The following is a 13,039-nucleotide window of genomic DNA, read 5'->3' on the forward strand; positions in this document are numbered from 1 at the left end:
GTCGTAGTTTGTTGGTGCGAGGGCTTACAGCATGCCCCTTGTAATTCGGCATGGTTTTCACCATGCCGCCTGTTGTTATCCAGATTCTTTATTTTCAGGCTGCGGCGCTGTCGCACAGTGCGAGCCTGAGATGCTCTTCGAGCTCTTTTTTTCTTCATTGTTTATAAAGTTACCGATCTCACGACTACGCCCGTGTGATCGCAACAAAAGCCTGGCTGGTCGCCAAACACTGCTCTTGTCCACATTGCTCACCAGTTGCACCCAGTAACGGTGGAACTGTGTGCTGTCTTCGTTGACGGCGTCCTTGCGTGTCACGGTGACCGTGTCATTCTTTATATGTATCGACTCCATACGCTGATTGCTTTTCAGCACTTTAAGGAGGCAAAAGCCCAGCAGGGAAAGTTCGGCAAGAGAAAAGGGAAGGATTATCCACGCGCCCAACATCGCAAACCGCACAACGATCAGCAGAGAGACTAGCGAGATACCGACAAAAAAGAGCATGGCACTTTGGCGGTTCAGCGACGCATTCGGCTGAACGATGATGCTGTGCTCCCTTGTGGCGGCTGAATGCTTGCTGGTTAACAAGCGCTCCTCCTCCGTTATTCTTATATATTCGGCTCATCACAACTGCTATCTGCATCTTGTGAATGCCAAACTTTTTCCTGTTTTTTGACATTTGTCATTGTTATTTTTACTGAAGTCTGGCAGATAAGGTAGTGGCAGGTCAACTGATTACTCATTAGCAGAAAACATATGCTCATCAGCCGCTTGAGTGCTGCAGTGCAATATCCCGCTATTTTGTATAAAATACCTCTATTCCTTTTGACTGCATTAGTGAAATCTAATATTATTGCGCGGCTCGCTTCGACCGAATTGGTTGCCCCGGGCCCGGTTTTCGTGCGGATAACACAAGCGGGTGATGCAGATGTCTTTTTCTGTCGATGTTGAAAATGTCAGGTGTGGCGGTTGTGCCAGCATCATACGCAAAGCGTTTAACGACAAGGTCGAGGTTGATGTCGACACTGGTCGCCTGCTATTTGATCTGGATGAATCCGAACGTCAGCAGGTTGCCGAGACGCTCAAGTCTCTCGGCTATCCGGAGGTTGGATCCGCCGGGTAAAGCCTGAACATCACTGTTCAAGCAAATAACGAAGAACAAGAGGCGGCAGCAGCTTCGGCTGCAGTCGTGGAGAGGTTTTATTTTTTACGCATTGAGGTGTACTCATGGCACATGAGGCTGCAGCTGCGGATTCGCAGTACAACTATGACATCATAAAGCGATTCGCCGTTATGGCACTGGTGTGGGGCATACTGGGCATGTTTGCCGGTACCTACATTGCTGCAGAACTGGCGTTTCCCTTTCTGAACTTTGACACTCCGCAAATTACCTTCGGACGCCTGCGTCCGGTGCATACCACGCTGGTAATTTTCGGTTTTGGCGGAAGCGCGCTGTTTGCAACCTCCTACTACGTGGTGCAACGCACCTGTCAGACACCCCTCTCCAGCAACATGCTGGCCGGTTTCACCTTCTGGGGCTGGCAGGCATCTGTCCTTCTCGGTGTACTGGGCTATGTCAACGGTTACACCCAAGGGCGTGAGTACGCTGAATTCGTCTGGCCGATCGATCTCCTGATCACGGTCACCTGGGTCGCCTATTTTTATGTCTACGTGACGACACTGATGCGCCGTTCACAGCCGCATATATATGTTGCCAACTGGTTCTATATGTCATTTATTCTGGCAACCGCAATTCTGCATATCGTCAACAACCTGGCAGTTCCTGTCAGTATGTTCAGCCTGCAGTCGTACAGTGCATTCGCGGGTGTTCAGGATGCGATGACACAGTGGTGGTACGGCCATAATGCAGTAGGATTTTTCCTTACAGCAGCATTCCTCGGCATGATGTACTACTTCGTGCCCAAGCAGGCAGGACGTCCTGTTTACTCCTATCGGCTGTCGATCGTTCACTTCTGGGCACTGGCATTCCTGTATATGTGGGTTGGTGCGCATCACCTGCACTGGACTGCACTACCTGACTGGACATCGTCACTTGCGGCAACCTTCTCGATTCTGCTGTTGATGCCTTCCTGGGGCGGTATGATCAACGGCATCATGACGCTCTCCGGAGCATGGGACAAGCTGCGTACCGATCCGATCATGTTGTTCCTGATCACATCGCTGGCATTCTATGGCATGTCGACCTTCGAAGGCCCGATGATGTCACTGAAGAGCGTCAATGCCCTGTCACACTACACTGACTGGACCATTGGTCACGTCCATTCCGGTGCGCTTGGCTGGGTTGCGATGATCAGCTTCGGCTCTTTCTACCACATGATTCCGCGTCTCTGGGATACCAGGTTGTGGAGCAAGAAACTTGTCTACACACACTTCTGGCTGGCGACCATCGGTATCGTTCTCTACATCACAGCGATGTGGATCTCAGGTATTGGCCAGGGCCTGATGCTGCGTGCATTCGATGATTACGGCAACCTTGCCTATACATTCATCGAGTCTGTTTCCTTCATGCATGTGCCACTGGTGACACGTATGCTGGGTGGAATCTTCTTTGTAGCCGGTATTTTGATTATGGCGTTCAACGTTTTCATGACAGTGCGCACGGCGAAGCGTGAGCAGGCAGAAATCGAAGCGAAAATTGCGGCCAAGATGGCCAAGGCAGGAGCTTGATCATGAAATTCCGTTTTGCACACGAAAGTATTGAAATCAACGCGGGCCTTCTGATCGCCCTCACCTTGGTGGTTATCAGTATCGGTGGACTGGTCGAAATCGTTCCTCTCTTCTATATCGATGAAACCATCGAGGAAGTCGAGGGCGTGCGTCCCTATACGCCACTCGAGCAGACTGGTCGTGACATCTATGTGCGTGAGGGTTGCTATACCTGTCATTCGCAGATGATCCGCCCTTTCCGTGATGAGTTGCTACGTTACGGTCACTACTCGCTGGCAGCCGAATCGCAGTACGATCATCCGTTCCAGTGGGGCTCCAAGCGTACAGGGCCTGATCTTGCACGCGTTGGTGAGAAGTACTCCAACGAGTGGCATGTACAGCATCTTGAGGCGCCGCGCTCTGTTGTTCCGGGGTCGATTATGCCGAACTACCCATGGCTCTCTGAAACAGCATTGAATACCTCGGACATCGAGGGCAAGCTGCGAGCACTGAAGATGGTTGGTGTTCCTTACTCTGATACGGATGAGGAGTACCAGGCCAACGTCGAGCGGTTTGGTGAAGATGCAGCGAAGATGCTTGATATTCATACTGCGGAAGAGAATCTTATCGCCCAGGCACAGGCTGGAAACTACGATGGTGATCGTTCCAACCTGACCGAGATGGATGCGATTGTCGCCTACCTGCAACTGCTGGGTTCGCTTGTTGATTTCAGCAAGTACGACGAAGGCTATTTTGCAGAGTTTCGTTGATCGAAAGTCGATCGAACGAGTTACAAATAGAGAAACTGACGGGAAATCATAATGCCGACATGGTTGCAATGGATGACATCGATGGAGTACAGCAAGCCAATTGCGCTGCTGATCTTCTTCTTCACCTTCATTGGCATCCTGGTCTATGTCTTTACCGGCAAGAAGCGCAAAGAGCGTCTCGAGTCGTACAAGTACATTCCATTTGCAGATGATGACGTCAGTGACACAGAAGATGAACAAGGTAAATCATCATGAGTGACAACAATACACAGCAACAGGGTAATGCAGTTCAGACAACCGGCCATGCCTGGGACGGTGACCTGCAGGAGTTCAACAATCCGCTGCCACGCTGGTGGATATGGACTTTCTATGCGACCATTATTTTCTCCCTGGGCTACTGGATTATCTATCCGACCTGGCCTTATGCGAATACCTTCACCAAGGGTGTAGGCAACACCATCACATTCCAGAATGATGCTGGCGAAGAAGTGACCACGCACTGGAATACGCGTTCACTGCTGATCAAGGATATGCAGACGGGCGAAGAGGCCACCAAGCAGAAGGCTTATCTCGAAAAGGTTAACGCTGCCAGCTACGAAGAGATCCTTAGCGATCCGGACATGATGGCGTTCGCCAACTCGATGGCCAAGGTTGTATTTGCTGATAACTGTGCAGCCTGCCACGGACCGGGAGGAGACCTGCCGGAACAGGCGTTTGGTCTGTACCCCAACATTGCAGACGATGCCTGGTTGTGGGGTGGTACCACGGCCGAGATTGAGCAGACCATCACACACGGTCGTAACGGCTATATGCCAGCATTCGGCAAGAACCTTGATGATGAGAAGCTCGAACAGCTTGCAAATTATGTACTGGGTATTTCAGGTCACTCTGTCGAAACCGATAAGGCTGCGGCTGGTGAGAAGATCTTTCAGGGCCAGGAAGGTGGTTGCTACTATTGTCATGGAGCCGATGGAACCGGTCTCAAGTCACAGGGCGCTGCCAACCTCACAGATGCAGTGTGGACAGTTGCCAATGTGCCGGGCGCAGTCAAGGAAGAGGACAAGGTCGCTGCGGTTAAGCGCGTGATCAAAAATGGAGTCTCACGACAGATGCCGCTGTGGAAGAGTCGTCTTGGTGAGGAGCAGATCAAGCTGCTGACACTCTATGTGCACGAGCTGGGCGGCGGAAAGTAAGCGCATCAGCTGACCAAAAATTATTTGACTGGCTGCAGATGAACTAATGGAAAACGAGCAGGATCAAGCGGTAGGGCATCTATACGAGGCGCGTAAATCGATCTTTCCACGTTCGGTGAAGGGACGTTTTCGTGATCTTAAGTGGGGCATACTTGCGTTTGCCTACGGTGTCTACTTTCTGCTTCCATGGCTACGCTGGGAGCGTGACACTGGTCGTGATCAGGCTGTGCTGTTTGATCTCGTCGGGCGCAAGTTCTACCTTTTTGATCTGACTGTTTACCCGCAGGATATCTTCTGGCTTGCCGGTCTCCTGATGCTCGCTGCCTACCTGCTATTTTTTGTTACCGGCATTGCCGGGCGTGTCTTCTGTGGTTATTTCTGTTTTCAGACCCTGTGGACAGATGTTTTTGTACTGGTTGAACGACTGGTGCAGGGTGAGCGTCCTGCGCGTATCCGTCTGTCGAAACAGAAGTGGGATGCGGAAAAGATTTTCAAGATCGGCACCACCCACCTGTTATGGATGCTGGTTGCCTTTTTTACAGGACTCAGTTTTGTCCTTTACTGGGGTGATGCTCCTCAACTGATCGGGGATTTTTTCACTCTGCAGGCACCTTTTGCTGCCTACGCAACCGCACTCTTCCTGACGGCGACAACCTATGTCATGGCCGGGCACGCGCGTGAACAGGTGTGCACCTATATGTGTCCCTATTCGCGTTTCCAGAGCGCCATGTTCGACAGCGACTCGCTGATCGTCTCCTACGATGCAAAGCGTGGCGAGGGAGACAAGGGACGTGCCAGGGCAGGGCGTAATCTGAAAACTCGCGAGACGAGAACCGAGGCCGGCGTAGGCGATTGTATTGATTGTGGTTACTGCGTGCAGGTGTGCCCCACAGGTATCGACATCCGCAATGGTCTGCAGATCCAGTGTATCTCCTGCGCCCTGTGTATCGATGCCTGTGACACCATCATGGATTCACTCGAATGGCCACGCGGCCTGGTGGCTTATACATCCGAGCGCCAGGTCAGTGAAGGCAAGCGTGCACGCCTGTTGCGACCCAAGGTGTTAGGCTATTTTGCCGTACTGATGGTCATTGTAACCGCGCTGGTCTGGAGTGTTTCTCACCAGCAGAAATTTGATATGACGATTTCGCAAGTACGCCAGCCGCTGTTTGTGACGCTCTCTGATGGTCGTATCCAAAACAGCTACGAAATCAAGATGAACAACAAGACCGGTGCCAACCTGATGTTGGCTTTCTCGCTTGACGGACTGCCCGGCGCTGAACTTGATATGGGGAAATTCCAGGCAATAATTCTTGCGCCTGAGCAGCGACTGCGCCTGACGGCACGTGTACGGAGTCATCCGGACCTCCTCGTTGGCGGCTCTCATTCTTTTGTCTTTCGAGCCACACCTATAAAACGGGATGACCTGCAGGAATTTATGCAGAATGCCGTATTTACCACACCCTGAGATGAGCAGCTGATATGAATACAACAGGATTGCTTGCTGTTATTGGATTCGGAGTATTGCTCGAGCTTCTGCTCTACCTGGTGCTGCGCTTTCTCACCAGGCTCGATAGCAAGGCGATGACTGTTGTCCTGATCCTGGCAGTGATCGGCGTACATATCCCCTGGACACTGCTGAACTGGCGTGGCGGCGATGTGTTTGCCATCGAGATCGGAATTTTTGTCGTGCTCGCTTATGTACTCGGTATTGTCGGTCGTCGCTCCGGAACCTCCTGGCACTGGGGGCCAGCTGTTATCGTTGCATTTTTTGCCATGGTGATCGCGGTCAACGTGACCTTCGTTGGTCTTGCGGAGACAGGCATCACCGGAATCTTTGCCAAATTGCTTCCACAGCCGAAATCAGCACAGGTCGCAGACTCACGTTTTCCCGGTACGGTTCCTTATGACTACCAGAAGAAAGAGGCGCTCTACAATCAATACCTCTAACAGGTAGAAGAGCAGAAGGCGCGTGGATGGCGGGTCAGGAAAGGTTGGCGTACGGCTCCCGTTGCCGGTCAGCCGCAGCTGTTTCTTCTTGTAGTACGCGATGCAGAGGGTCAACCTGTCAGCGGCGCAACAGTCTCCGGAAGCTTTATCCGCCCCTCGAATAGCGAACATGATTTCAGTTTTAGCATGCGCCCTGATTCACCGGGCTTTTATGTCGTGGAGTTGGAGATGCCATTACCGGGTGTATGGAACCTGGTTGTGAAAATCGACAGGCAGGGCGATACACACGAGTTACAGGCGACTACCTCGGTAGCTGATGCGGGATCCTGAACTTGAACGACGAGACACAGCATCCATGTTTTCACTGCGGCCTGCCGGTCCCGGAAGATATCGACCTGCAGGTCGATATTCGCGGTCAGCAGCGGGATATGTGCTGTCACGGCTGCCAGGCGGTTGCAGAAGCGATTGTCGCCGGGGGGCTGGAGAGTTTTTACGACCACCGTACCGAGCCGTCACAACGACCGGAGGAGTTGATTCCGGAGCAGTTGCAGCGTCTCTCTCTCTATGACGAAAAGCTGGTACAGGAAAGCTTTGTCGAAGTGGACGAGGATGACAAGCGTCGTGCATCCCTGATTCTTGAGGGTATCACCTGCGCTGCCTGTGTCTGGCTCAACGAGCGTCACGTACGAGCCCTCGATGGTGTGCTGAACTTCGATGTCAACTACTCAACCCATCGTGCCCGCGTTGAATGGGATGAATCACGTATCCAGCTGAGTGATATTCTCAAGGCGATCGCTGCCATCGGCTATATTGCGCACCCGTTCGATCCGGGTAAGCAGGAAGAGATACAGCGCAAGGAGAATCGCCTCGCACTGCGCAAGATGGCAATTGCCGGGGTTGGCGCAATGCAGGTGATGATGCTTGCAGTGGCGCTCTACTCCGGTGAGTTCTACGGTATGGATGAGCAGATGCAGGGCTTCATGCACTGGGTCAGCATGTTTCTTACCATCCCCGTGGTTTTCTATGCCGGTCTCGGTTTTTTCAAAAATGCCTGGCGCGATATAACACACAAGCAGGTCGGCATGGATGTGCCTGTCTCGATTGCCATTGGCGGTGCCTTTGGTGCCAGCGTCTGGTCAACCGTGACCGGAGGAACCGAGGTCTACTTCGATTCTGTATGCATGTTCGCCTTTTTCCTGCTTGCCTCGCGTTACCTTGAGATGGGCGCACGCCATCGTGCAGGGCAGGCCGCCGAAGCACTGGTACGCCTGCTGCCTGCAACTGCAGCACGACTCTCTGCCGATGGTAGTGAAGAGCTGGTTCCCGTAACTGAATTGAGTGCCGGTGACAGGGTTGTGGTTCGTCCCGGCGAAACCATCCCGGCCGATGGCGTGCTGGTGGAAGGAATCAGTTCCGTTGATGAATCCCTCTTGACCGGTGAGAGTCTGCCGCTGGTGTACAAGGTTGGCGACCGTCTGGTTGGCGGAAGCCTCAATGTTGAAAGCCCGTTGGTGTTTGAGATCGACAGGGTGGGTGAAGAGACGGTTATCTCCGGTATCGTGCAGTTGCTCGAACGTGCGCAGGCGGAAAAGCCGCAAATCGCACGAATTGCCGACCGCATCGCAGGCTGGTTTGTTGCCGCAGTACTGGTGATTGCGGCACTGGTCGCAACATGGTGGTGGATGCATGATGCGCAGCACGCTTTTGCAGTAACGCTCTCTGTGCTTGTTGTGACTTGTCCCTGTGCCTTGTCACTGGCAACTCCGGTTGCGATTACGGCAGCAACCGGAACCCTGACCAGGCTGGGCCTGCTGGCGACGCGCGGACATGCGATTGAAACGCTCGCCAAAGCGACGCACGTGGTGTTCGACAAAACAGGAACCCTGACCAAGGGACGTCTCGAACTGACCCGCGTGGTCACACTGGCTGATATAAGCGAAAGTACTGCGCTGGATATCGCAGCAGCACTCGAATCACGCTCTGAACATCCGGTAGCAAGGGCAATTTCGATCAAGGCCGGTGATCTCATGCCTGCCGGCGAAATCATCTCGAGACCGGGAGAAGGCGTTGAGGGTGTGGTTGATGGTCAGCGCTATCGCATTGGTTCGTTGCGCTTTGTTTCTGAACTGGGCGCTGTGTCGGCTGAGCAGGACGAGCATGGAGCTGCAGGTATCTGGCTTGCAAATGAGGCAGGCCTGGTGGCGCGCTTTGAACTCAGCGACGAATTGCGCAAGGGCGCGGCCGGGGTTATCGAAGCGCTCAGGGATCTGGGAGTCGAGCCACATCTGCTTTCAGGTGACAGCAAAGAGCCGGTCACAAGAGTTGCCACTGAACTGGGCATCTCGAACGTGCTCTTCTCGGCCTCGCCAGACGACAAACTCGCCTATGTCAGGCGACTGCAGCAGCAGGGTGAGATTGTTGCCATGGTCGGTGACGGGGTGAACGATGCGCCGGTACTGGCGGGTGCTGATGTCTCTGTCGCTATGGGCGGCGGAACAGAACTGGCGCATGCGGCTGCAGACCTTGTGGTGCTGTCTGATCACTTGTCGCACCTTGTCAGCGGTTTCAGGGTCGCACGCCGCACGCTGGCGATTATTCGACAGAACCTGTTGTGGGCGCTGATGTATAATGGCGTTGCGTTGCCACTTGCGGCATCGGGCATGATTGCACCCTGGATGGCGGCACTTGGCATGTCGGCGAGTTCACTGGTGGTCGTTGCCAACGCGCTGCGATTGCGCAACATCGGAAGCCGCCAACAGACGAGGGCGACATGAGCATACTCTATTTACTGATTCCCCTGGCAGTTCTCATCATGACTGTCGCGGTACTCTTTTTTCTCTGGACCATCAAAAGTGGCCAGTACGAGGACCTCGAAGGTCCTGCCTATCGCATCCTCATGGATGACGATGATCCGCTTGTTCCGCATGACTATGTGCAGCAGAAGAAGCAGACAGATGAACAGAATTCAGAAACCTAAGTTACGGAGCAGGCAATCATGCTGCAATTTTTTAATTTTGAAAACTTTCCACTCACATTCACCATCGGCCTGATCGTTTTTGCATGGCTGAGCTTCCTGTCGGTCATCATTTTCGGTTGATTGAGGCAGAGGCATTATGAAAAGGGCGCTTGTGCGCCCTTTTTTTGGCATTCCGGGGGCGATATTTTATGCAGGAGTCATCGGGTTTGAAACCAACCATAAATCCATGCTAGAACTAGGGAAGTCGTTAAGGTAGCCAGGGAATTTTTATGTCCAGGGAGTATCCAATTGTTGCCGTTACCGGGTCATCCGGTGCAGGCAGTTCATCTATCACAAGGGCGTTCGAGCATATTTTCCGCAGAGAACGTGTTAAGGCCGTCTATATCCAGGGGAGTGCTTTTCATCGCTATAGCCGCGAAGAGATGAAGGTGGAGCTGGCCAAGGCGAAAAAGGAGGGGCGCAACCTGAGTCAGTTTGGGCCCGAGGGTAACCACCTGGAGAAGCTGGAGTCTCTTCTCTTTCAGTACGCAGCGACCGGCACGGCCCTCTATCGTTATTACCTTCATTCGAAAGAACATGCAGACGCCGTGGGGCAGGAGCCGGGCACCTTTACACCATGGAAGATGATGAAAAAGAACAGCGACCTGCTCTATTATCGTGGCTTGCATGGGGGCTCGATAAGCGGTGATATCGATATCTCCAGGTACGCGGACCTGTTGATAGGGATTACGCCGAATATCAATCTTGAATGGATTCGCAAGATACAGCGTGATACCTCAATGCGCGGATACACGCCGACAGAAGTGCGGCAGTCGATCATTGACCGGATGAGTGATTACGTTAACCACATCACGCCCCAGTTTGGCCGTACCCATGTCAATTTTCAGCTGGTTCCGGTTATTGATCCCTCTGATCCTTTCAACATGCCGATTCAGCCGATAGATAGTGAAAGTCTCCTGATTATCAGTTTTCGAGACGAAAAGCAGGTGGATTTTGTCAGGCTACAGAAAATGCTTCCCAACTCCTTTATGTCGAGCAAGGATTCACTGGTCGTCCCGGGTGGTAAGCTGCCCCTGGCGCTCGAGGTTGTTCTGATGCCGATGATTCACGAACTGGTGGAGACAAGCCGTCCACTGAGGGGAGTCAGAAAGCCTCCGAAGAAGAAAAAATGCGGCCTCATCGGCATGCTGGGACAGTCAATCGATTAATAAAAAAGGACGCCAATGGCGTCCTTTTGCGAGCCTCAGAAGGGCGTCAGCCTAGTCGAGATCGACCAGTTTCTGCAGCTTCTGCATGGCACTCTTTTCGAGCTGGCGAACTCGCTCTGCCGAGATGCCATACTGTACTGCAAGCTCCTGCAGCGTCATCTTCTGCTCGCTGAGCCAGCGTGCGGCCAGAATTTCGCGGCTGCGATCATCCAGCTGTGCCAACGCTTCAGCGAGGGCCTTCTCGCGCGTTGCAGTGGTGTCTGCTCGTTCAATCTCTGTGGCAGGGTCCAGCGTGTTACCGGGCAGCCAGCTTGACGGAGAGAAGTGTGCCTCTTCATCGTCGCTGTCTGATGGTGCATCCCACGGCAGGTCATGCGCGGAGAGGCGCTTTTCCATCTCCAGCACGGTTTCAGGCTTTACACCGAGGTCCTCGGCTACGCCCAGTACCTCTTCATGATTGAGCCAGCCCAGACGTTTCTTTGCGCTACGCAGGTTGAAGAACAGCTTGCGCTGTGCCTTGGTGGTAGCCACCTTGACGATGCGCCAGTTGCGCAGGATATATTCGTGCATTTCTGCGCGAATCCAGTGCACCGCGTAGGAGACCAGGCGCACGTTGTTGTCAGGATTAAAGCGTTTGACCGCTTTCATCAGGCCGACTGTACCTTCCTGGATCAGGTCCTGCTGTGGCAGGCCATAGCCAGAGTAGCCGCGTGCGACTCGTACCACGAAGCGCAGGTGTGACATGACAAGCGCCCTCGCAGCGTCGAGATCATTGTGATCACGCAGCCTGATTGCATGATCGCGCTCTTCCTCTGCGGTCAGCATCGGAAGCTGAAATGCAGCGCTGACGTAGGCTTCCATGCTTCCGGTCGGCAGGTTTAACGCAATTGCATTTGATTTGGACATTTGTACTCCTCTTTTCTATGTGCCTATATTAGCACTCAGATGGTTAGAGTGCCAACCTGTGGAAAAGTTTCGTTCAAAACGCAAATAAATGAATAATAATCATATAAAACAGATGGTTATAAATTTATCGTGACAGGTCCGGGGGTTCTCTTCCCTGCTGTAATCCAGCCAGATCTTGTTGATTTAGACAATTCGGGGCGATTTTTGCCTGTGCGGACTATTCCGGTTGAATGGTCGCCAGGTGGCGGCCAACCGTGAGAGCCGCACCCGTCATTCCAAGCAGGGTGCCTGCGGGCAGCAGGATGGCTAGGCGCTGCAGGTCGAAGGGATTGAGCGGCAGACTGGTTGCATAGAGTGTTTCAAGGTCATGCAGTGGTGACTTGAGAAATAGCAGGAGCAGTGACACAAGCAGCCACCCCAACAGGGCACCGCTGAAGCCGTAGAGCATGCCCGTATAGAGGAATGGCCGCCTGATGAAACCATCTGTGCCGCCGACCAGCCGGGTGATCTCGATTTCGCTGTGGCGCGTGGCAATTTCCAGTCGGATCGTATTTCCTATGATCATGATTACCGCGATGGCAAGTGCGATCGCAAGCGCATCTGCAAATCTTCTTGCTGTCTCGGTAAAACTATTGAGCCGTTCAACCCACGCCTGGTCGTATTCAACCAGGTCGCTCTCGGGGAGAGTTGCGAGACGCTTGACTAACTCGCAGATGGCATCGTTTTCCGCGCTTTCGGACGGATGAATCAGGATGTGGTTCGGCAGGGGATTCTCTTCCAGGGCATCGAGTGCATCTCCAAAACCGCTGTAGAGGCGAAATTCAGCCAGTGCATCCGCACTTGTGCGCAGTTCTGTTGAATCGACGCCTTCAATCTCTTCAATGGTGGCAGAGAGCAGCAGGGCAGCCTCGGCATCGACGTCAGCCTTCAGGAACATGGTGACGGTGCGCTCCTGGCTCCACTCTGATGTCAGTTGCTCGCCCAGGTTTAACAGGGCAAGCAGGGTTGTCGGCAGAGCCAGTGCGATAGCGAGCACCAGGATTGTCATCAATGAAGCCAGAGGGCGCTGAAAGAGGTCGCTCAGTGCAATTCTGATGGCACGTTTATGTTGCTCAAGCACGGGCGATGGATCCTTCGTGCAGCTTGATGACGGGGCGATCGAGCTGGTTGATCAGAGCCAGGTCGTGCGATGCAATCAGCGTGGTGACGCCTATCTGGTTAAATGCCAGAAACAGCTGCATGATTTCACGTGATAATTCAGGATCAAGGTTGCCGGTCGGTTCATCAGCCAGCAGGATTGGCGGTCGTGTGACCAGGGCGCGGGCGATACCAACACGCTGCTGCTCGCCTCCGGAGAGGCTGGCTGGAAGG

General features: G+C 53.3%; 14 protein-coding genes and 1 pseudogene. 11 read left to right on the top strand and 4 right to left on the bottom strand.

The window, feature by feature from the left end:
• Positions 1–75: 75 nt before the first annotated feature.
• On the bottom strand, positions 76–585 hold the full coding sequence (locus BOW51_RS04625; protein ID WP_078476662.1) for a DUF2244 domain-containing protein: 510 nt from the start codon (positions 583–585) through the stop codon (positions 76–78).
• A 340-nt stretch (positions 586–925) separates the two neighbouring features.
• On the opposite strand from BOW51_RS04625, the gene BOW51_RS04630 reads away from it, so the two are divergent.
• The 11 genes and pseudogenes from BOW51_RS04630 to BOW51_RS04680 all read left to right on the top strand — a co-directional run bounded on the left by BOW51_RS04630 (position 926) and on the right by BOW51_RS04680 (position 10,762).
• Positions 926–1,120 (top strand): heavy-metal-associated domain-containing protein, encoded by a 195-nt coding sequence (locus BOW51_RS04630; protein ID WP_167367238.1) that lies wholly within the window; start codon positions 926–928, stop codon positions 1,118–1,120.
• 104 nt (positions 1,121–1,224) lie between these two features.
• The gene (gene ccoN / locus BOW51_RS04635; protein ID WP_078476664.1) at positions 1,225–2,685 is read left to right on the top strand and encodes a cytochrome-c oxidase, cbb3-type subunit I; all 1,461 of its coding nucleotides are present in this window, start codon (positions 1,225–1,227) and stop codon (positions 2,683–2,685) included.
• A gap of 2 nt (positions 2,686–2,687) precedes the next feature.
• Positions 2,688–3,434, top strand: a complete 747-nt coding sequence (gene ccoO, locus BOW51_RS04640) for a cytochrome-c oxidase, cbb3-type subunit II (protein ID WP_078476665.1) — start codon at positions 2,688–2,690, stop codon at positions 3,432–3,434.
• Positions 3,435–3,485: 51 nt separating this feature from the next.
• Positions 3,486–3,689: a cbb3-type cytochrome oxidase subunit 3 gene (locus BOW51_RS04645; RefSeq protein WP_078476666.1), complete on the top strand. Its 204-nt coding sequence runs from the start codon at positions 3,486–3,488 to the stop codon at positions 3,687–3,689.
• On the top strand, positions 3,686–4,627 hold the full coding sequence (ccoP, locus tag BOW51_RS04650; RefSeq protein ID WP_078476667.1) for a cytochrome-c oxidase, cbb3-type subunit III: 942 nt from the start codon (positions 3,686–3,688) through the stop codon (positions 4,625–4,627). Before BOW51_RS04645 ends, ccoP begins: the two co-directional genes overlap by 4 nt.
• 46 nt (positions 4,628–4,673) lie before the next feature.
• Positions 4,674–6,095, top strand: a complete 1,422-nt coding sequence (gene ccoG, locus BOW51_RS04655; RefSeq protein ID WP_078476668.1) for a cytochrome c oxidase accessory protein CcoG — start codon at positions 4,674–4,676, stop codon at positions 6,093–6,095.
• A 14-nt stretch (positions 6,096–6,109) separates the two neighbouring features.
• Positions 6,110–6,577 (top strand): hypothetical protein, encoded by a 468-nt coding sequence (locus tag BOW51_RS04660; RefSeq protein WP_078476669.1) that lies wholly within the window; start codon positions 6,110–6,112, stop codon positions 6,575–6,577.
• A gap of 21 nt (positions 6,578–6,598) precedes the next feature.
• Positions 6,599–6,907: pseudogene (locus BOW51_RS04665) on the top strand (FixH family protein); the annotation flags it as partial.
• 2 nt (positions 6,908–6,909) lie between these two features.
• On the top strand, positions 6,910–9,351 hold the full coding sequence (locus BOW51_RS04670; protein ID WP_245828486.1) for a heavy metal translocating P-type ATPase: 2,442 nt from the start codon (positions 6,910–6,912) through the stop codon (positions 9,349–9,351).
• Positions 9,348–9,554: a cbb3-type cytochrome oxidase assembly protein CcoS gene (gene ccoS, locus BOW51_RS04675; RefSeq protein WP_078476671.1), complete on the top strand. Its 207-nt coding sequence runs from the start codon at positions 9,348–9,350 to the stop codon at positions 9,552–9,554. The genes BOW51_RS04670 and ccoS overlap by 4 nt, the downstream gene beginning before the upstream one ends.
• A 269-nt stretch (positions 9,555–9,823) precedes the next feature.
• The gene (locus BOW51_RS04680) at positions 9,824–10,762 is read left to right on the top strand and encodes a phosphoribulokinase (RefSeq protein WP_078476672.1); all 939 of its coding nucleotides are present in this window, start codon (positions 9,824–9,826) and stop codon (positions 10,760–10,762) included.
• Between the two features lie 51 nt (positions 10,763–10,813).
• Here the strand turns inward: BOW51_RS04680 and rpoH are convergent, their stop codons facing one another.
• The 3 genes from rpoH to BOW51_RS04695 all read right to left on the bottom strand — a co-directional run.
• Positions 10,814–11,668 carry an RNA polymerase sigma factor RpoH gene (gene rpoH / locus BOW51_RS04685; RefSeq protein WP_078476673.1) on the bottom strand — a complete coding sequence of 285 codons (855 nt, stop codon included), beginning with the start codon at positions 11,666–11,668 and terminating at the stop codon, positions 10,814–10,816.
• A gap of 217 nt (positions 11,669–11,885) precedes the next feature.
• Positions 11,886–12,788, bottom strand: a complete 903-nt coding sequence (gene ftsX, locus BOW51_RS04690; protein ID WP_078476674.1) for a permease-like cell division protein FtsX — start codon at positions 12,786–12,788, stop codon at positions 11,886–11,888.
• A partial coding sequence (locus tag BOW51_RS04695; protein WP_135568059.1) for an ATP-binding cassette domain-containing protein occupies positions 12,781–13,039 on the bottom strand: 259 nt, incomplete at its 5' end. The genes BOW51_RS04695 and ftsX, both read right to left, overlap by 8 nt.

Source organism: Solemya elarraichensis gill symbiont (assembly GCF_002021095.1).
Lineage (GTDB): Bacteria > Pseudomonadota > Gammaproteobacteria > Chromatiales > Chromatiaceae.